The sequence below is a fragment of the Pseudomonas sp. GL_090 genome, from assembly GCF_057837765.1.
The window spans coordinates 1,521,756-1,541,372 of sequence record NZ_CM174452.1; the positions used below are offsets into that span (position 1 = coordinate 1,521,756).

General features: G+C 59.5%; 18 protein-coding genes and 1 tRNA gene. 2 read left to right on the plus strand and 17 right to left on the minus strand.

Annotation, left to right across the window (positions count from 1 at the left end; genetic code table 11):
- The first annotated feature begins 11 nt into the window (after positions 1 to 11).
- The gene (gene purC / locus AC3ITA_RS06775; protein WP_007944067.1) at positions 12 to 725 is read left to right on the plus strand and encodes a phosphoribosylaminoimidazolesuccinocarboxamide synthase; all 714 of its coding nucleotides are present in this window, start codon (positions 12 to 14) and stop codon (positions 723 to 725) included.
- An 83-nt stretch (positions 726 to 808) separates the two neighbouring features.
- Positions 809 to 898: transfer RNA gene (locus AC3ITA_RS06780), tRNA-Ser, on the plus strand.
- Positions 899 to 1,141: 243 nt separating this feature from the next.
- Here AC3ITA_RS06780 and AC3ITA_RS06785 read toward each other — a convergent pair.
- The 17 genes from AC3ITA_RS06785 to tssB form a co-directional block, all read right to left on the minus strand.
- On the minus strand, positions 1,142 to 1,306 hold the full coding sequence (locus tag AC3ITA_RS06785) for a hypothetical protein (protein ID WP_489279817.1): 165 nt from the start codon (positions 1,304 to 1,306) through the stop codon (positions 1,142 to 1,144).
- Positions 1,307 to 1,339: 33 nt separating this feature from the next.
- On the minus strand, positions 1,340 to 2,332 hold the full coding sequence (locus tag AC3ITA_RS06790; RefSeq protein ID WP_489279818.1) for a DUF6708 domain-containing protein: 993 nt from the start codon (positions 2,330 to 2,332) through the stop codon (positions 1,340 to 1,342).
- Positions 2,332 to 3,330, minus strand: coding sequence for a hypothetical protein (locus AC3ITA_RS06795; RefSeq protein ID WP_489279819.1), 999 nt, complete (start codon positions 3,328 to 3,330; stop codon positions 2,332 to 2,334). Before AC3ITA_RS06795 ends, AC3ITA_RS06790 begins: the two co-directional genes overlap by 1 nt.
- A 4-nt stretch (positions 3,331 to 3,334) precedes the next feature.
- Complete coding sequence (locus tag AC3ITA_RS06800; protein ID WP_489279821.1) at positions 3,335 to 4,324, minus strand: DUF6708 domain-containing protein; 990 nt, start codon at positions 4,322 to 4,324, stop codon at positions 3,335 to 3,337.
- Positions 4,324 to 6,843 (minus strand): T6SS effector BTH_I2691 family protein, encoded by a 2,520-nt coding sequence (locus AC3ITA_RS06805; RefSeq protein WP_489279822.1) that lies wholly within the window; start codon positions 6,841 to 6,843, stop codon positions 4,324 to 4,326. The genes AC3ITA_RS06800 and AC3ITA_RS06805 overlap by 1 nt, the downstream gene beginning before the upstream one ends.
- The gene (locus AC3ITA_RS06810; protein ID WP_489279823.1) at positions 6,840 to 7,724 is read right to left on the minus strand and encodes a DUF4123 domain-containing protein; all 885 of its coding nucleotides are present in this window, start codon (positions 7,722 to 7,724) and stop codon (positions 6,840 to 6,842) included. The genes AC3ITA_RS06805 and AC3ITA_RS06810 overlap by 4 nt, the downstream gene beginning before the upstream one ends.
- A complete protein-coding gene (locus AC3ITA_RS06815) occupies positions 7,721 to 9,844 on the minus strand; it encodes a type VI secretion system Vgr family protein (RefSeq protein WP_489279824.1) in 2,124 nt (707 codons plus the stop codon). The genes AC3ITA_RS06810 and AC3ITA_RS06815 overlap by 4 nt, the downstream gene beginning before the upstream one ends.
- Before the next feature lie 27 nt (positions 9,845 to 9,871).
- Positions 9,872 to 10,129 (minus strand): PAAR domain-containing protein, encoded by a 258-nt coding sequence (locus tag AC3ITA_RS06820; protein ID WP_150673066.1) that lies wholly within the window; start codon positions 10,127 to 10,129, stop codon positions 9,872 to 9,874.
- 70 nt (positions 10,130 to 10,199) lie between these two features.
- Positions 10,200 to 10,712, minus strand: a complete 513-nt coding sequence (locus AC3ITA_RS06825; RefSeq protein ID WP_095946297.1) for an Hcp family type VI secretion system effector — start codon at positions 10,710 to 10,712, stop codon at positions 10,200 to 10,202.
- Positions 10,713 to 10,818: 106 nt separating this feature from the next.
- Entirely contained in the window at positions 10,819 to 11,625 is an 807-nt protein-coding gene (gene icmH / locus AC3ITA_RS06830; RefSeq protein WP_489279827.1) for a type IVB secretion system protein IcmH/DotU, read from the minus strand.
- A complete protein-coding gene (tssK, locus tag AC3ITA_RS06835; protein ID WP_095946299.1) occupies positions 11,618 to 12,964 on the minus strand; it encodes a type VI secretion system baseplate subunit TssK in 1,347 nt (448 codons plus the stop codon). The genes icmH and tssK overlap by 8 nt, the downstream gene beginning before the upstream one ends.
- A gap of 37 nt (positions 12,965 to 13,001) precedes the next feature.
- Positions 13,002 to 14,351: a type VI secretion system lipoprotein TssJ gene (gene tssJ / locus AC3ITA_RS06840; RefSeq protein WP_489279828.1), complete on the minus strand. Its 1,350-nt coding sequence runs from the start codon at positions 14,349 to 14,351 to the stop codon at positions 13,002 to 13,004.
- A complete protein-coding gene (tssG, locus tag AC3ITA_RS06845; protein ID WP_095946301.1) occupies positions 14,348 to 15,370 on the minus strand; it encodes a type VI secretion system baseplate subunit TssG in 1,023 nt (340 codons plus the stop codon). Before tssG ends, tssJ begins: the two co-directional genes overlap by 4 nt.
- A complete protein-coding gene (tssF, locus tag AC3ITA_RS06850; protein ID WP_489279831.1) occupies positions 15,334 to 17,100 on the minus strand; it encodes a type VI secretion system baseplate subunit TssF in 1,767 nt (588 codons plus the stop codon). Before tssF ends, tssG begins: the two co-directional genes overlap by 37 nt.
- A gap of 7 nt (positions 17,101 to 17,107) precedes the next feature.
- Complete coding sequence (tssE, locus tag AC3ITA_RS06855) at positions 17,108 to 17,524, minus strand: type VI secretion system baseplate subunit TssE (RefSeq protein ID WP_489279833.1); 417 nt, start codon at positions 17,522 to 17,524, stop codon at positions 17,108 to 17,110.
- A complete protein-coding gene (tssC, locus tag AC3ITA_RS06860; RefSeq protein WP_095946304.1) occupies positions 17,525 to 19,003 on the minus strand; it encodes a type VI secretion system contractile sheath large subunit in 1,479 nt (492 codons plus the stop codon).
- Positions 19,004 to 19,034: 31 nt separating this feature from the next.
- On the minus strand, positions 19,035 to 19,538 hold the full coding sequence (gene tssB / locus AC3ITA_RS06865; RefSeq protein WP_095946305.1) for a type VI secretion system contractile sheath small subunit: 504 nt from the start codon (positions 19,536 to 19,538) through the stop codon (positions 19,035 to 19,037).
- Positions 19,539 to 19,617 lie beyond the last annotated feature (79 nt).

Sequence of the window (19,617 nt, forward strand, 5' to 3'; positions counted from 1 at the left end):
CGGAGCCCATCATGGAAAAACGTGAAGAACTCTACCGCGGCAAAGCCAAATCGGTTTACAAGACCGACGACGCTAACCGTTTGATCCTGCTGTTTCGCAACGACACCTCGGCGTTCGATGGCAAGCGTATTGAACAGCTTGACCGCAAAGGCATGGTGAACAACAAGTTCAACGCCTTCATCATGCAGAAGCTCGAAGCGGCCGGCGTGCCGACCCAATTCGACAAATTGCTGGGCGACAACGAATGCCTGGTGAAGAAACTCGACATGATCCCGGTCGAATGCGTCGTGCGTAACTACGCCGCCGGCAGCCTGGTCAAGCGCCTGGGTGTCGAGGAGGGCATGAAGCTCAACCCTTACACCTTCGAACTGTTCCTGAAGGACGACGCCAAGGGCGACCCGTTCATCAATGAATCCCACGTTGTGGCCTTTGGTTGGGGCACCGCCGAGCAACTGGTTCGCATGAAAGAGCTGTCGCTCAAGGTCAACGAAGTCCTGAGCAAGCTGTTCGACGATGCCGGCCTGCTGCTGGTCGACTTCAAGCTGGAATTCGGCGTGTTCCACGATGGCTCCATCGTGCTGGGCGACGAATTCAGCCCGGACGGCTGCCGTCTGTGGGACAAGGCCACCGGCAAGAAAATGGACAAGGACCGCTTCCGTCAGGGCCTCGGTGACGTCATCGAAGCCTACGAAGAAGTCGCCAATCGTCTGGGCGTACCGCTTTAACCGACGCAAGCATCTGATAGCACAGAAATATTTCGCTCAGGGGGTTCGCTTCCTGCGAAAGTGTTGTTATGATGCGCGCCGTTGGAGAGATGCCAGAGTGGCCGAATGGGACGGATTCGAAATCCGTTGTACCTTCACCGGTACCTAGGGTTCGAATCCCTATCTCTCCGCCATAAATACCAAAGAAATCCCGCGAGCTAGACGCTCTGCGGGATTTTTTTTGCCTGCTGAGAAGTCACGCGACTATCAATCGACCATCAAACGATGTGCGCCATTCAATGGAGGTTCATGCTTGTCCGGGGCTGTCGGTGGACTGGGCGTTTTGTCCTATGAGCGGCGCATCATGGCAGCTATTCCCTTTCGGGAAGGCTCGGATCTGATCACAAGTCCGCATTGTCCGCCCTGCTACTGCGACATTAGGGTGCGGTGCGTGATTCCAGGTCTATTTCCGTCGGCCACCGCACCTTGGGCGCCAGGCGGCGCGCGAGGTTGAAGGTCACGTCTTCGTTGTTCCAGTCGCGAGGTGGGCGGGAGAAGGTGGGCAGGGCTTGCGGGCCTTGTTGCATGAACAGTTGGGCCATGGCCCAGTACTCGCTGAATCGGATTTTATGGGATCAGCGGCCTGCATCCTCAATGGAGCGAGGAAACCTTGGCTCGTAACACAACAGCAGGGACACCCAATGGCCACAGGCATGCACAAGGATCAACGGCAGTAACAGGCCATAGATCGGCACAAAGATCCACAGTTGAGGGATTTTCACGAACCGGCTGTCCAGTTGCCACACGGCCATGAAAGAGCGCCACGGCCAGGGAAATTTGCCGATGAGTTTTTTGGGTTTGGGCGCCGCTTCCGGACCCTCTTCCATGTAGCGCCGAATGTATTCCCAGAACGCCAACAGTTCGGAGGCGTTACGGGTTGGCTTGCCCACGAAGGTGATTTCGAAGTCGTCCTTAAGATGGCCGTCGGCGTCACGGACGGAGTGGGTTTCTTTGTCCCATCCCAGCATGACGAAGCCTCCGGTGCCGTCCAGTTCGGACATCTTCGGGTTGATGCAGACTTCGGCGGTGTCCCAGTCCAAGGCGACAATGCCTCCCAGGTGTTTGGGGCGAAGCAGGTAGATCTTGCGGGTGACGCGGTTGAAGCGGACGATCAGGCGTCGGGCGGTGAATGCTTCGAGTCGTAAGTAGCGAAAGACGTATTTTATGTAAAGATACAGAGAAGTTATAGGAATTAATGGAATGATATGCAGCGAAATAAAATCAATAATGCTAAGCGGAGTACTCTCGGAACCTTTGTGTTCGTTATAGTAATACGTGACGAGGAAATAAAATGCAAGGAAGAACATCCATAGTAGTCCTGCGCCGACTCCGCCCACTATTAAGGTTATCAGTCCGCGCTTCTCATCGTTTGGAGTGCGGACATCAATGTAAGTTGGATTGTAATTATACAGTGACTCATTATCTGTAATGGCTTTCGAAATTGTTTGTGTGACACGAATGGGAGGCAGCTTTTCATTGGTCTCTTTTTGTAGATCGGCTTCTCTTCCTAATGCTTCGTAATCAGTCGTCGCACGTCCGTCATACATGAGCCATTCAAAAAAATACATTAGAGGGTTGCCTCGATAGCTTTGTGGAAATTTTTTAGTTCTTGCTCTACGGATTTGGGGGTTCCATTGTCTCGATCTTTTCGAAAAGTACAGTGGTTCAAGTAATTCTGAAGCTCATTGGGGAGCAGCATTTCTAACGCGACGGAAGCTGCGAAAATCATCAGGTTGATTCGTATGCACCAACGCAGCATAAAAGCCATTCTCAATGCGAGTTGTGTGGACGTTTGATGGGCATATACCAAAAAACGATTTCGTCCATGTATCTGGATTAGTCGTTCCAGATACGGGGCTGCTGCTGCCAGCCCTATGGCTGTTGAAAAGAACGCGGATCCAACTTGAGCCGCAGCTCTAATAAAATAAACCGCAGCGATGGACCATTTTTTTTGACTGACAGCTTTCACACTATCGACACTATCAAAAACCATCCCGGCTGCTGCCGCTCCCCCCGCCAACACCCCCGCCATCAACTTCAACTGACTCCCCATCACCCGCCCGGCCTGGCGAATCGCCGTGTTATGACTTCGCTCGGCAAACCCCACCGCCACCGCCCCCAACTCCAGCCCGACCGCCGACACCGCGAGCATGGCGGCCGTCAGCTCGATGTACTCGCGCGTGCCTTTGTCCGCCTTTTCTGCCTTCAGTTTCAGGTTCCAGACCTCCAGCAAGGCCAGGGTGCTGCCCAGGCGCACTTCCAGCATGGGCCCGGCGGCACCCGCGGCCAGCGAGTCGCCGAAGCTCTTGTGGGCGGCCAGGCCTATTTTCGCCTTGACCCCCTGGCTGAGCGGCATGGTCGTGCTTTCGAAATGCAGTTGCTCTCCCAAATGGCCCAGCCTCGCCTTGAACACCAGGGCCAGCGCGGTATTGAGCGGGCCATCCAGCCTGGACGCCGCGCTGCTTTGCAGCAGGCGGGTACCGAAAGTGTTGGTCAGCAGCACCGCGCCGCTGAGTCGGAGAGTGGAGTTATTGAAACCGCAGTAATTGGCTGAATCGGATTTCATGGGATCAGCGGCCTGCATCCTCAATGGAACGAGGAAACCTTGGCTCGTAACACAACAGCAGGGACACCCAATGGCCACAGGCATGCACAAGGATCAACGGTAGTAACAGGCCATAGATCGGCACGAAGATCCATAGCTGAGGGATTTTCACGAACCGGCTGTCCAGTTGCCACACGGCCATGAAAGAGCGCCACGGCCAGGGAAATTTGCCGATGAGTTTTTTGGGTTTGGGCGCCGCTTCCGGCCCCTCTTCCATGTAGCGCCGGATGTATTCCCAGAACGCCAAGAGTTCGGAGGCGTTACGGGTTGGCTTGCCCACGAAGGTGATTTCGAAGTCGTCCTTGAGATGGCCGTCGGCGTCACGGACGGAGTGAGTTTCTTTGTCCCATCCCAGCATGACGAAGCCTCCCGTGCCGTCCAGTTCGGACATCTTCGGGTTGATGCAGACTTCGGCGGTGTCCCAGTCCAGTGCGACGATGCCTCCCAGGTGTTTGGGGCGAAGCAGGTAGATCTTGCGGGTGACGCGGTTGAAGCGGACGATCAGGCGTCGGGCGGTGAAAATTTCAAGTCGCAGGTAGCGGAAGACATATTTTATATATAGATACAAAGAAACTATGGGGATTAATGGAATGGTGTTCATTGCAATATAGTCAGTAATCTCCAGTGGATCCGTGGTGCCTTTGTATTCATTCCAGTAATGTACTGTAATTGAAAAAATAACCATTACAACCATCCAAACCAAAAGTGCTCCACAAGTGCCCGCTATTAACGTAATTAATCCGCGTTTTTCATCATTCGGTGTACGCACATCAATGTAGGTGGAGTTGTAGTCGTAAAGGGACTGGTTATCTGTAATTGCTTTCGAAACGGCCTGTGATACGCGGATTGGAGGCAGCTTTTCTTCGTTCGCTGTTTGTTGGTCAGCTTCTTTCGCCAATGCTTCGTAATCAGTCGTCGCACGTCCGTCATACATGAGCCATTCAAAAAAATACATTAGAGGGTTGCCTCGATAGCTTTGTGGAAATTTATCAGTTCTTGCTCTACGGATTTTGGAGTTCCATTGTCTCGATCTTTTCGAAAAGTACAGTGGTTCAAGTAATTCTGAAGCTCATTGGGGAGCAGCATTTCTAACGCGGCGGAAGCTGCGAAAATCACTAGGTTGATTCGTATGCACCAACGCAGCATAAAAGCCATTTTCAATGCGAGTTGTGTGGATGTTTGATGGGCATATACCAAAAAACGATTTCGTCCATGTATCTGGATTAGTCGTTCCAGATACGGGGCTGCTGCTGCCAGCCCTATGGCTGTTGAAAAGAACGCGGATCCAACTTGAGCCGCAGCTCTAATAAAATAAACCGCAGCGATGGACCATTTTTTTTGACTGACAGCTTTCACACTATCGACACTATCAAAAACCATCCCGGCTGCTGCCGCTCCCCCCGCCAACACCCCCGCCATCAACTTCAACTGACTCCCCATCACCCGCCCGGCCTGGCGAATCGCCGTGTTATGACTTCGCTCGGCAAACCCCACCGCCACCGCCCCCAACTCCAGCCCGACCGCCGACACCGCGAGCATGGCGGCCGTCAGCTCGATGTACTCGCGCGTGCCTTTGTCTGCCTTTTCTGCCTTCAGCTTCAGGTTCCAGACCTCCAGCAAGGCCAGGGTGCTGCCCAGGCGCACTTCCAGCATGGGTCCGGCGGCACCCGCGGCCAGCGAGTCGCCGAAGCTCTTGTGGGCGGCCAGGCCTATTTTCGCCTTGACCCCCTGGCTGAGCGGCATGGTCGTGCTTTCGAAATGCAGTTGCTCTCCCAAATGGCCCAGCCTCGCCTTGAACACCAGGGCCAGCGCGGTATTGAGCGGGCTATCCAGCCGGGACGCCGCGCTGCTTTGCAGCAGGCGGGTACCGAAGGTGTTGGTCAGCAGCACCGCGCCGCTGAGTCGGATGGCAGAGGGCGGCGTATTGAGGCTGACCTCGCCGACCAGCGCGTGGGCTTTGGCGTAGATATCGACCAGCGACTTGCTCAAGGCTTGCAGCTGAGCGCCGTCCAGGGTCGGCAGTTGCGAGCGTTGGGCGAGCAACAGATTGATCTGTTCGATGGCCTGGGTCTGATTCTGGGCAAGCCCGCGCCAAAACCAGTTGTTCGGCGTCGTGCCGTCGAGGGCGCTCCAGCTGTCGATTTGCGCCTCGCCCAGGGCGGTACTGTTCATGCCGGCAACGGCCACGCCCAGTTGCGCTTCGAACGCCAGGCCGTTGCCGCTGTCTTTGGCATCGTAATAGGCAAAAGCCTCGAGCAACGCGGTGCTGTTGAGCCACTGCAAATGATCGGCGGCGCGCTGGTCCTTGATCGCATCGGCTTGGGCGACGGCCGCATCAAACTCCGCCATGAAGGCCTGCAGCCGCGCTTCGTCGACCGACGGCGCGTAGCGTTTCGCCCAGCTGTCCTGGCGCGCGAGCTCGATGTCGTGCTGCTCCTGGCGCTGTTGGTCGGCGGGGTTGCGGAAACTGCGGTAGCTGCCCATCGACGCCGTGACCATGTGGACGTTGCTGCTGGCGTACTCGCGGTCGGTGTACCTCACGCCAAGCGCGTTGGCGTGGTTGACGTAGCGTTGCTCGGCTTGTTCGGCGAGGGTGAGCTTGAGGTTTTCGAGGCCGAAGGCGATGGTGTGTTTGCGCTGGTTGTCGATGCCTTCGCCGTCGGTTTTGCGCATGAAGGTTTCGAGCGTCTCCACGCTCTGATTGCGCCAGGCATTGAGCTCCTGGGTGATGCCGATCGGGTCGTCCAACACCACGGCAAAACCCTGCGCCTGGGTCGCCGTTGCGCCAAGCCGCGTAGCCACACCCGCCAGGGCCGAGTAGCCGACCGGGGGCGCAAACAGTTGCTCGCCAAGGCGGGCCATCAAGGGCGGGGAGGTCGGCCCGAGCAGGTCGGCGACGCTACTGTCCAGCGCCTGGGCCTCGATGATGTGTGCGGTGTGGCTGCAGCTTTGGATCAGTTGGCGGATATCGACCTTGCGCAGGGTGTTGCGCAGCCGCGGTTGCGTGCGGATCTCGGCGAGCAGGCGCGGCGTCAGCAGGTCCGGGGTGAACAGCAGCCGGGCTTCGTTGACGTCTTCAGGATCGCTGACCTGGATGACCCGATCGCCGAAGTCCGGCAGGCCGCCCAGCCCCAGATCGTCCGGGGTGGCGGGCCACACGGCCTTGCACAAGCCGCTGCTGTAGGTTTGATAGGCGCCCTCGCATACCCAGTCGGTCGCGGTGCGGTGGATGAACACATAAAGATACCCCTCGCGCAGTGCGCGCACGGTATAGCGCGCGGCGGTCAGGGGCAGGTTGGCCAGGGGCTCCGCCCTGGCCAGGGCAGGAGGCAGGGCCGATTCGGTGTGCCCGATCACGGCATAGCGCAGCGGCAGCAGGGACACCGAGCGTTTACAGCTGACGCAGGGACTGTTGCCTTCGGTGCTGAACGTTTGCCGGGCCACGAAGTTGAGCAGGTCGGTCGGGGCGGTCATGGTCGTGCTCCCTGGAGAAACAACAGGCCCAGGCGTCCTTCGCCCCGGGCGCTACGCTGCAGCGCGGCATGCCAGTGGGCAGTGCCTTGCAAGCGTTGGGGGGTGTGTTGGAGGGTGAGGATGATGAAATCGGTCAGGTTGTGATGGTCAATCAATCCCAGGCTCTTTCCTTGGCTGAGCAGCGACTCGATCAGCGCCAGACGCACTCCATGGCACGGGCTACTGAATAAAGCGGGTGAGGTTTCGTTGAGTGTTTCCAGTAGCCGGAAAGGCAGGGGGTCACTTTCCAATGCTTGCCATAACGCGGCGTCCATCACCAATCGCGGGGCGGCAACGATCGGGATTGACCGTGCTCCTCCGCGGATTCGATGCCACTGTTCCTGGCTTGGAGTGGCCCCACGGCACCACCAGGACACAACGGGTGCGAGCAGCCACTCTCTCCACTGCTCGGGCGCATGGCGCAAGAGCTTCGGCGTGACACGACTGTCGTAGTAGCGCAACACGTAACGCTCGCTGTCTTGCGTGTCGACAAACGTGGCCTGACTCAGATGTCGGGCCAGCACATCGGCGCTCACAGTGCTGGTAATCCATGCGACGATGGTATTGCTGTCATAGCGCGCAAGACTGTCGATCAGTGCGCCATGGCCCTTGCGAGTGGCCTCACGTGGACATGCCAAGTGCGGGCCCAATGGCCTGAGCTGTTCCAGGCCGGGAGCCAGAAGCAGTGGTTGCAGATCAAAGCCTGGATGGTCCGTCAGTTTTTGCCGGGTTTCCTGAGGTAATGTCGCCATATCGATCAACGCGACGAGATATCGCGGACGGGGGACGTCGTGCGCGTAAAGGTCGTTGGTCAGTGCCGTCAGCAGTTCACCGGGAATCATGCGTCCACCTTCACGAGGGCTTTACGCTCACGGGCGGCCTTGAGCCAGCAGCCAACACAGATCGGTTCGCCGGTTGTCGGCACGCCACTAAGGATGAGTGAGTGTCCTGCGCCTTTAACGTTAAGTTGCGTCGGCCCATTCAGGTAGATGGCAATCCCGCTGAGGGTGATGCCATTGGCATCCAGGGTAATGCTACCGCCGGGGCCTTGTAGAACGAGGCTGTCGCTGGTTTGCAGCTGATAGGTCGTGGTTTTGGTGCCTATGCCTTGCGCGGCAGAGATATGTTGGGAACCCTGAATGACCTGTTCGGCGTTACCGCCAATTTCCATGCGGTGATTGACTGCAATCGTGTCGTGTCGATCATTGCCAATGGTCTCGACCCGGTCTTTGCCAATACTGATCTGGTGGTTGCGACCGAAACTCTGCACTCGATCTCGACCTACGCTGTGATAGTGGTCCTGAGCGATGCTTATCCGTTCGTCATTGCCCACCTGTTCCTTGCGGTCGTGGCCTACCTCTATCTGCTCGTCATGCCCAACTTTCTCACTGCGGTCATTACCCACAAACGTTGTGTTGTCATGTTTGATATGGACGTTCTTGTCCTTTTCGGCATGGATGTACACCTCTTCCTGCCCCAGTTCATCCTCAAAACGCAGCTCATTGAAGCCCTCTCCCTTATGGGTACGGCTCTTGATAGTCATCCGCGTCTTGTGCTTGGGCAGCTCGTACGGCGGTAGATTGGTCTCGCGGTAGGTGCGGCCCGTGGCGATCGGCTGGTCAGGATCGCCATCCAGGAAGCTGATGATCAGTTCCTGATTGACCCGAGGCACGGCCATGGCGCCCCAGGTCGCACCGGCCCAGCCCTGAGCCACACGGATCCAGCAGGAACTTTGATCGTTGTTCTTGTCCGAACGATCCCACGGGAACTGCACCTTGACCCGGCCCCATTCATCGCAATAAATCTCTTCCCCGGGCGGGCCGACTACCGTGGCGATCTGCGGGCCGTCGATGCAGGGTTTGTCACGCAGTGGGGCTTTCCAGTCGGAGGTCCAGCGAATGGCTGTGGCCTGCATCTCGTAGGACGTGCCGCTGCCGCTGCCGAACGCTTCTTCCTCCAGGCTGCTGTGTTGTTTGCCTGCGTGGGTGATGGCGATGGTGCGCCAGCGGTCGTTGAAGTCTTCACGCGGGTGCTCGTTGAGGTCGAACGCCAGCCCCGGTTGCAGGCGCGCATCGTCACCGGCCACATGCGCCAGCTTGGCGTCGTTGCGCAGGGCGGCCAGGCGGGTTTTGGTGAAGGGCTTGCCGGCGATGTCGCGTTTGTAGCGGCCGGGATAGTCGTAACGTTCATAGTCCTTGTGCTGGTTGTTCAGGTCCTGGTCGCCGGTGGCGGTGTGCTGCTGGTTGTAGTACGGATGGGTGAAGGTGTAGTCGCGCTGTACCTGGCGTGCGGTGCGCACTTGTTCGGTGTAGTGGAAGCGGTTCAACGCCGGTTCCATGGAATCGCCGCCGGCCATGGGCTGGTAGAGCACCGGGCAATCGGTGTGGGTGCCAATGGTGCCCAGGCCACCGACGCGATCGGTAAGGACGAGGGTGTGGCCGTCGGCGCGGTGTTCGAAGCTGTAGAGCAGGCCTTCTTCGGCGGCGAGGCGGGCGATGAAATCGAGGTCGGTTTCACCGGCCTGCACGCAGTATTCGCGGGGCTGGTGTTCGAAGCAGATTTCAGTGCGGATGTCGGTCAGCTGTTGCTCGGCCAACACGTTGGTGATGATGTCGGGCACGGTCTGGCCCTGGAAAATGCGCCAGTTGGAACGCAGGTCGAAACGCGCCAGGGTCGGTTCGACCACGGCGGTGTAGCGGGTGCGACGAAAGCCGGTATCACCCTGCTGGAACAGGCTGACCAAACCGTGGACATAACGCACCGGAGTGTCGCCACGCCAGAGGGTGAACAGCCCCGCCAGATCGAGGACCCGATTGAAGTCGATGGCGGCGTTGTGGCTGGCCAGTTCCAGTTCGAGTTTGAACGGCCGGGACAGACCTTCTTCGAGGGTGAACGAGACCACCTCGAAGGCGTCGCCCTTCAAAGGCTCGAAGGTGAAACGCAGGTCGCTTTGGCGGGGCATGGGGCCTCCTTGTCGAGAGTGTGAATGTCAGTCGATCAACCAGCTGCTATCACCGTTTTCCAATTTTCCATCGTGATCGGTGGTATCGCCGACACGGGCTACTGGCTGTCCATTGATGGCCATCGAGGGCGAGCCGCTGGTGATGACGGCGCCGCATCCAAGGGTGTCGCCGACACGGGCGACGGCGCGGCCGTTGACGGTCATGTTGCGTGTACCGCTGTCAACGGTGGTGGGGCCACACAAAGGGCAATCGTGGTCGTGTCCGACCAGAACGACGGCTGGCATAGAACCTCCTGGAAATTATCGAGTCAGTGAACGTTCCGCCGCCTGTGCGGCGGAACGTGCCGGTTGGCGATTAAGCCGGCTTGCGCCAGTCATCCGAGGCTTCGGTGCCGGCCACCACATGGGTCCAGCTGACCTTGCGATACGCCAGGCTGGTCTTGATCAGTTGGGTGTAGTTTTCGTTGTCACCATTTTGTGCGTGGGGCAGGACGGTGTGGATGTCGACGACAGTGGCGTCTTCCAGCTTGGTGGTGAAGAAGTGCTCCTGCTTGCCGTCGCCCGAGGTGCGGAACCACTTCACTTCAACGGTGGGCAGCATTTCGCCGGTGGCCAGGGCCTGATAGAGCATCGGAGAGGCTTTGTTCAAGGCGCTGGTGAATGTCAGCGGCTTGTGCACCCGTTGCCCGGACGGTTGGCCACTCTGTGGGTCGGTGGGCGTACCGATTGCGTGGTCGATTTCCTGGGCGAGGATTTCGTCTTCGTGGCCTTCCACATAAACGTTGCCCACTGAGTCGGCGGTGAATGCGCCCTTGGTGATATGACCCTGGGTTTTGCCGTAGATGCTGATGTACGCGGGTGTTGGCATGACAAGCTCCTTGTCGCGATCAAGTGAACGGCCCCTGGGGGCCGCGGGTTATGGCCGACACGGCCATGGCTTTGCAGGCGCTCGGGATGAGCGCGCTGAAAATCGGTTACAGGTGCAGCACCCGCTCCAGGGACTCCAGCACTTGCTGGGTGATGGCGTTCAGGCGGATCGAGTAGATCGTGTAGGCGACCGTCAGCACGACGGCGGCCATGGCCCACGGCGTCCACAACGGCCAGGCGCGTTGGATCCGGTAGTTGCGCGGCGCGACGTTTTTCAGCGGATCGGTCAGGCGCTTGGGTGTCTCGCCGCGCAAGGGGCGCAACAGGCCGTGCAGTTGGGTGATGATCTTCTGGATTTCGTCATCGCCCTTGATATGGGCGCCGTATTTGCCTTTGAGACCGGAGATCAGGCACTGGTACATGAACTCCAGCACATGCTGATACCTGGCAGCTTCGGGGATCATGTTGTTCATCACGGTGAAGAATTTTTCGCCGCCCCAGGTTTCTTGATGAAACTTGCTTAGCAGCGAGCGTGCGCTCCATGTTGAAGACTTGCCCCAGGAAGTGCTCATGACCACTTCGTCCAGCAACAAACACAGGCTGTAGGAGTAGGCCTTGAGCATGCCGGCGTCGTAGTCGAGCTGGCTGACTTCTTCCATGATCGTGGTGATCTGGTTGCTGACGCTCAGGTACAGCGCAGGTACGTCACCGTGCTGGTCCAGGCGGCGTAGACGAATGACCAGGCCGATCAGCGGCGTGGCGGCATCGCACAGCGGGTTCCAGGCCAGGCCGCGCATGTCGAATTCAGGGTCGGCCAAGTGTGTTTGGCCGCTGGCAGTGATCGTTTCACCGTCAAAGTCGATGGCGCCGGAGATCTCCTCGTGACGCCATGAATCGGGTGTCGTTTTAATCATCTTTTTCACTCCTGATCGCCCAGAACTGCAATTCCAGCTTCGGGAATTCACCGGCAATATGGAAACCAAACCCGCTGCCACTGCTCAGGCTTTGCCAGGCAGGGTGATGGCGGTCGAGTTCGAAGTAGCTGAAGCCGGCATGGAACGGCAGGTGTCGCGGCGCCACCGGCAGCGGCCGCAGGGGAATACCCGGCAGTTGCAGGCTGACCAGTTGCTCCAGGCCTTCGGTGGAGGTGATCTTGATCTGCTTGGGCAGTTGTTGACGCAGGGTTTCCGCCGGCAGTTCGGCGCGCACGGCGAGGATGAATTCGGCGTTGTCCAACAGGCGCTTGTCGTTCAATGCGGCGCTGCGTACGCCGTACAGTTGGTCGACGATAGGCAGCGACACCGCACGCGGTTGCAGCACCGTGCCCAAGGCGCGGCGCAGGGTGTGTTCCAGCATCTGGAACGACTCGCGCAGGTTGTCGTGCTGGTAGGCCGGGTATTCCTGAGGCAGGTGGTCTTCGTCGGTAAAGGTCACCAGTTCGCCGCAGGCCTGGGCCAGGGCGATGTACAGCCGCTCTGGGTGGACCTGACGCTGGCGCGCCAGGTGCTGGAACAGCGGGAACAAGCGGTTGAGGGTTTGCAGCAGGTTGAAGTCGGTGACGTCAGCCACCCCCGACTGCCCCGGGGAACCGATACGCTGGGCCAGGTTCTTGGCGCGTTCGCGCATCAACCCGGCCACTTCGCCCAGGTAGCGGTGCAGCGCCGGCACTGCTTGCAGAGACAGGCTGGTGGGGTAGAAGTGCTCGTCCATCACCAGGCTGCCGTCAGGGCGTTTGTCTTTGATTCTGCCCAGGGCGATGCCGGTGAAAGCACTGCGGTCGCTGCGTTCGAGCATCAGTTGCAGGTTGGGCACGGCCAGGTCCATGCCGACCTGATCGCCGTCATCGCTGTGGGTATCGCGGATTTCTTCACGGCGGGCGATGTAGCGGCTGTTGCCGTACTGGTCGGGCCAGCGTACTTCGAGGGCGCCGTTGGAGCGCAGCGGCAGGGCCAGGTAGACGATCTGGCCGACCGCGCTGCTGTCGGCGATTTCCAGCGGGGCGGGCGGCGCCAGGTCGTGGGGGATATCGAAGACGCTGCCGTCGGGCATGATTCCGCGCGCCTGGGTAATGGCCACCTTGCCGAAGCTCAGGTATTCGCTGTTCAGCGTCAGTTCGCTGAAGCCATAGAGCGCGTCGTTGAGGCTGTGCAGGCGCTGATGCACGGCGGCTTCGGCGGCGCGGGCCTGTTGCTGGAAGTGCTGGGGCTTGACGAACAAACCTTCATGCCAGATGACGGGGTTGCGTGAACTCATCGGTGGTTACTCTGGGCAAAAGCGGCTGAAAAGGGCGTCATCGGGTTTCTCCCTTGAGGCTGACCTGGGCAGCGTCCAGCTGCACCAGCACTGCGTATTGCCGGCCCTTGGGCTCGACGCGCAGACGCTGTTTCCACTGGCCGACATCGCTGCTGTGGTAGTGGGCGATCACCGCGATGAAACGGGTGTCTTCATCAAGCGCGCGCAGGTCGATGAACTTGAATTGGCCTGGGTTGAGCAGGTAGTCGTCGGCGCGGATGTAGGTGCTGCCCAGGGTCTTTTTCAGGTCGTCGGCCAGGGCCTGAGGGCTGGCGTTGACCAGCAGCGAGTCGTCGGTCAGTTGCAACACCTTGAAGGCGATCGGCGTGGCGACGTGCTGCATGGCCGGGTTGCCCCACGGGGTGGTCAGGCTGACCCCCTGAGCGTCGTAGTCACCCAGCAGCGCGTCTTCGATGGGCGACATCGGCACGACGGGCGCTGGCTCCAAACTCAGTGGCGACTGGGCCGGCACGCTTTCGTAAAGGTGGCTGAGCAGCGTTTGTACTTTATCCGTCAGGGCCTGCGGGCTGGCGGCCTGCACGTTGAGGGTGTAGGGCGAGCGGCTCGCGTCCTCATCCGGTGCCGTGCCGGTGCTGATCAGGCGCGGGTTGACGTGGTCGCTGGCGTACAGGCTCAGGGAGTAGCGACTGGGCTGATCGTCGGGGCCGCCGACCGGAATCGATGGGGTCCAGATCACCTGGCCGATCTTGCCGAGCATGGTGCAGCCGCCCAGGGCCAGGCAGGCCAGCAACAAGGTGCCCAGGCGCAGGGTGCTGAACAGGCTGACGGTGCGCTTGGGTGCAGGCGCGCAAATATCAGCCAGCGGTTTTGGTGGCGGTGCTTCATGCATCGCTCGCAGCGGGTCGCTTTGCTCTGCCAAATCCACGGGCCGGCAAAGGCGCTCGAATTCCGGGCAAGTGGCAGGTCGCCTATCCGCCGGTGGCCTACTCGGCGCATCTTCCTGGTGCCACACGTGCATGCCTTGAGGGTGGTCGCCGAGCAGTTCATCCAGCGAACGTTGCCCTGGGGCGTGCTCGCCCAATTGCACCGCGACCTGGTACGCACCAATCTGCAGCCGATCACCGTCGTTGAGGCTTATCGCCACATGCCGCTCAAGCGGCAGGTCGTGACCGTTGACGTAGGTTCTGCCACTGCGGTCGATCACACAGAATCGCCCTTCGATGACGCGGATGTCGCAGTGGTTGGGCCGCACGCTGTTGTGGCGGTCTTCCAGGCGCCAGTCCACTGCGGCACTGCCGATGCTTCCGCCCTGTGAGCCAAATTGATGAGCGGGCAGATAGCCGTGCAGCAACTGCGCGGGATTGCTGATTACCAGACTCAGCTTCATACGCGCCCCCGAATCCGCACCACGGCGGGATGGCGTTGCTGTTGATGCTCGATAAAACTGGTCCAGCCCAGGTGGGTGCCGCTGGCGCGTTGCAGGTTGAACGGTGGTACGTCTTCTTCGCGCAGCCCCAGTTCCAGGTCGTAGGCGGTGGCATCGCGCAGCAGAAAATCCATCAACTGGCGCAATCGCCCGAACTGATCGCCGCTGGGCAAGAACTGACGAAAGCGCGCTTGAGTCAAGTTAGGAATCACCAGGGTGAACTTGCTGGCGCGGGTCTTGCTGCGATCACCCACCACAAAGTTACTGCCCAGGGTGCCGTTGCCCTTGCCCAACGCCAGGCGCTGGCGTTGCGGCAAACTCACTGAGCGAGCCTCGAACTCACGGATATGTACGCCGTGCAGGTCGAAGCAATGCGCGACGATGCCGGACACCACCGAGGGGGAGCGGCTGCGGTTGGCGATCAAGCCGGCAAAGCTCAGCAGGCGGCCCCACGGCAGCGGCGTCGTACCGCGAAGGTCGTTGTCGTTCAGCCCGACCATGGAGAATACGTAACGCGAAAAACGGTCGTTCGCCTCGGCCTGGAAGCGAATGTAGTAGCGGTACTTGCGCCAACTGGTGTGCAGCAGGGTCAGCAAGCGATGGTTGAAGAAGTCCATGAACGCCGGACGAATGCCGCGCTCTTGAGATTGTTCGTAAGCCAGGCGGTCCAGGTAATAACCGGGCAAAGGCGAGTCGGTACCGTGCAGGCCAAAGAAGCTGGTCTGCAAGCGGTATCGCACTTCGTCGCCCCCATCTTCTACGCGGCCAGCCAACACCACGTCGGAGGCCGGAAAGCCCAGCCCCGCATGGCTTTGCAGGCGCACGCGACGGCGCGCCGCCGCACTCAGGGGCCGCGCTTCCAGGTCATCGCCATGCAAGGCGTGCAAATGCTCCAGCAAACGGTGAAACGAATAGTTTCGCGCGTCAGCCAGCAGCCGGTCGGCTAGATCACGGGTTGTCTGCCGGTCAACAGTGGCCATTCATAACACTCGTTGTTGGTGGTATTGATCACTTCCAGACGGTGGAAGGAATTGATGCTGGCGTAGAGGGCGAAGAAGTGTGAAAGCACGCTACCGAACAGGTACAACTCGCCCTCGCAGAGAAAAGCGTTCTGGTCCAGTTGCAAACGGGTCTGCACGCCACGCACCGGCTGGCCCTTCATCAGCCAGTCGATGGGGGTGGTCACGGCATCCTTGATGCCGTTGAGGCGCTTGCGTGTGGCGCGGGCCTGTTGCAGGTCGTGCAGGGCGGCAAAGTCATAGGCGCGGATCACCGCTTTGAGCGGCTCGGCCGACAGTAACGACAGGTAGTTCAGCGACAGGTTGGAAATCAGCGTCCAGTGCAGGCTGGCATCCAGCACCGGCCGGTAGGAACGGGTTGGCGCAATCAGATTGGTATAGGTGGCAAACGACGGTGTGGCTTCGGTGGACAGCGACACATCACCCACCCCCAGCAACTGCGGCAGGTCGCGGTTGGTGCAGGTCAGCTCAATCGAGGCTGCTTCACGTTCGCCGATGTACAGGCTTTCATCGCCGCGCACGAAAGCGATGCGATGACGCAAACCCTCACGGCCGTGGGATTGCTCGATATGGGTGCGGAAATACAGCGCGGTACGGCCCTGGGCATGTTCGATTTCATGCTGGAACGATTCGAACGGGGTAAATCGTCGCAACGGCTCACCCTTGCGCTCCTTGTCGGCGGCATCCCACCCGGCCACCCGGTCGACACTGAAAATCTCAAAGGCATCGTGGCGGTTGCCACTGGGGCTGATACGGCGTTCCTGGCTGCGTCCATCCAGTGTGATGGGCTCGGCATCGTGGCGGAACAGATTGACCGACGGCGCGCAGAACAGGTGAAGGTCTGATGTGCGCAAATGCGTATTGACCGGCATCGGCCGGGAAAACTGAAATTCGAAGCGAATCTGTCCAGTGCTGACGGCCGGCCAGACCTTGGCAAGTCGGGTCAGACTGAAAAAGTGGAACCGCTGGGGGAACACAAAGTATTCCTGCAGGATCCGGTAGCCATCGAACACGTTGCGCGGGTAGGGCAGCAGTGCTTCTTCGGCGGTGAAACCTGGGAAGCCCAACTCGCTGGGGTTCAGACGATAAGGGGTGTTGTTGACGTACAGCGTGACGCTTTTGAGGTAATGGGCCAGCCACAGGTACAGGGTCAGTGCGGTGGCATTGTCGCCGCCGAGGTGAAAATCCAACTGATCGCATTCAAGGCTGTCGAGCGGTTGCTGGGTCAACACGTTGAGGTCGATGCGCAGCGTCGAGGTTTCGCGGCTGTGGGCATCGCTGACTTGCGCCAAAGCCAACGGGTACAGGTTGACGTCGGTGCAGGTGCGAAACTCGCAGGAGATGCCGTCCACGGGTTTGGCAAACAGCCGTGTCCCTTTGGGAATCACCTTGCGTTGACTGATCGCATTGGGCCGTGGCTCGAACCGGATGATGGTCGCGCTGGGTAAGGGCCGCAGGTAGTTGGGCCAGAGCATTTGCAGCAGCGGATGGGTCAGCTCCGGCAAATCGTCGTCGATCTTCATGCCGAGCTTGGCCGTGAGGAAGGCAAAGCCTTCCAGCAATCGCTCCACGTCCGGGTCGCCGGCCTCGTCGCCGAGAAACTGCGCCAACTGTGGATTGTCCTCGGCAAACTCGCGACCGAGTTCGCGCAGGTAGCGCAACTCCTCGGCAAAGCGTTGTTTCAAGTCCATCGCATCCTCATCTCACGCGGGTGTAGCCGTCGCGGCCGTGCATGGCCACCTCGATCTGCACCTGTTCTTCCTTGTGGTTGACCCGCACCTGGCAATCCAGGCGAAAGTTCAGCTCCAGCGGCAGGTCCGGGTCGGGCTGATAACGCACGCCCGTGACCTTGATGCGCGGTTCAAACGCCTCCACAGAGCGCCGGATATCAGCGCTGATGGCCACCACCAGATCACTGCTGGCCTGGGTAACCCCATTGAAATCGCGCAGGCCCAGTTCAGGGCTGCTTTGCGAGCAGCCCTGGCGTGAGTTGAGCACCTGTTCCAGGTGGCGTTTGATCGCTTCGACACGCTGGCGCGCTTGTTCATCCGCGCTGCCTGGGCGGTAGCGCGGTGCGTCGGGTTCCAGGCGCTCGAACAGGCTCCCGGTCCCCACTTACTGGGTGTCCAGCCGGCCGACCAGTGAGATCTCGAAGTTGGCGCCCATGTACTTGAAGTGCGGACGCACAGCCAACGACACCTGGTACCAGCCCGGATCGCCCGCCACGTCCTGTACAACGATTTGCGCGGCGCGCAAGGGGCGACGGCTGCGCACATCGGACGACGGGTTTTCCTGATCGGCGATGTACTGTTTGAGCCAGGTGTTCAACTCACGTTCCAGGTCCTGGCGCTCCTTCCAACTGCCGATCTGCTCGCGTTGCAGCACCTTGATGTAGTGGGCCAGTCGATTGACGATAAACAGGTACGGCAACTGGGTGCCGAGCTTGTAGTTGGTCTGGGCTTCCTGGCCCTCGCGGGTCTTGGGGAAGTTCTTGGGTTTCTGTATTGAATTGGCAGAGAAGAACGCAGCGTTGTCGCTGTCCTTGCGCATGGTCAGGGGAATGAAACCGGCTTCGGCCAGCTCGAATTCCTTGCGATCGGAAATCAGCACTTCGGTGGGAATCTTCGCCTGTAATTGGCCGAGGGATTCGTACAGGTGCACCGGCAAATCATCCACCGCGCCGCCGGATTGCGGGCCGATGATGTTCGGGCACCAGCGGTAGCGGGCGAAGCTGTCGGTGATGCGCGAGGCCATCAGGAACGCGGTGTTGCCCCACAAGTAATTGTCGTGGTTACCGTCGACGGTTTCGTTATAGCCGAAACTGCGAATCGGGTTCTCCAAACCATCGTACGGCGAACGCAGCAGGAAGCGCGGCAGCGTCGCGGCGATGTATTTGGAGTCTTCCATCTCACGCAGGCTGCGCCATTTGGTATGGCCGGGCCCTTCAAAAATGTCGCTGACTTCCTTGACCGACGGCAGGTCCTGATAGCTCTTGAGGTTGAAGAACTCAGGACCGGCCGCCATCACGAAAGGGGCATGGGCCATGGCGCCCACGGAGGCGACGTAGCTCAGCAGCTTCATGTCCGGGGATGACGGGCCGAAGGTGTAGTTGCCAATCATCGCCGCGATCGGCTCGCCACCGAACTGTCCGTAACCGCAGGTGTAGGCGTGCTTGTACAGGCCGCTGCGGGTGATATCGCCGGCGTTGTCGAAGTCGTCCAGCAGCTCTTCTTTGGTGACATGCAGCATTTCCAGTTTGATGTTCTCGCGAAAATCCGTGCGATCCACCAGCAGCTTGAGCCCACGCCAGGCTGACTCCAGTTGCTGGAACTGCGGCTGATGCAGGATCACGTCCATCTGCTTGCTCAGGGCGCGGTCGATTTCGGCAATCATCTGGTCGACCCGGTGCTTGTTGACCGGCTGCTGATGGTCGCCGCTTTGCAGGATCTCGCTGATGAACGCGGCCACGCCTTGTCGGGCCACGGCATAGCCTTCCTGGGAGGGGCGAATGGTGGTGTTGGCCAGCAGTTGGTCGAGCAACGACAGTGGTTCGTCAGTCACCAATACTTGGGCGGCGGCGCTTTCCGTAGGCATGGGGAGTACTCCGTTGAGAAGGGTGTTCAAATCAGTGGTGGGGCGCGTCGATCACCAGATTCAGCTCGCTGGCCAGGCGTTGGCGGGCGGTTTCATCGGTCAGCAGACTCTGCAGGTGTTTGCGAAACGCCGGGACGTTGCCCATGGGGCCTTTGAGTGCAACCAGGGCTTCGCGCAGTTCCAGCAACTTGTTCAATTCGGGTACTTGGCGGGCGACGGCGTCGGGGCCGAAGTCGTTGATGCTTTTGAATTGAAGTTGCACATTCAATTCGGTGTCATGGTCGTTGTTCAGAACGGACGGAACGGCTATATCCAGAGTAACTTCGGCCTTGGTCAGTACTTCATTGAAAGTGTCTTTGTCTATTCGAACGGATTGCCGATCTTCAAGGGCGGTTAGTTCGCCGTGGCCTTTGAAGTCACCCGTGATCAGTAACTTCAGAGGTAATTCAACTTCAGCCTGTTGATCGCCGGTGGCCGGGACGTACTTGATGTTGACGCGTTCTTTTGGCGCGACAGAGCCCTGAGTTTTAGACATGGGAATAATCCTTTCCGTAAGGTCGGTGTATTAGAACCGGCTATTGAAAGATTTGTCATGTAGGACGGTGTGGACACGA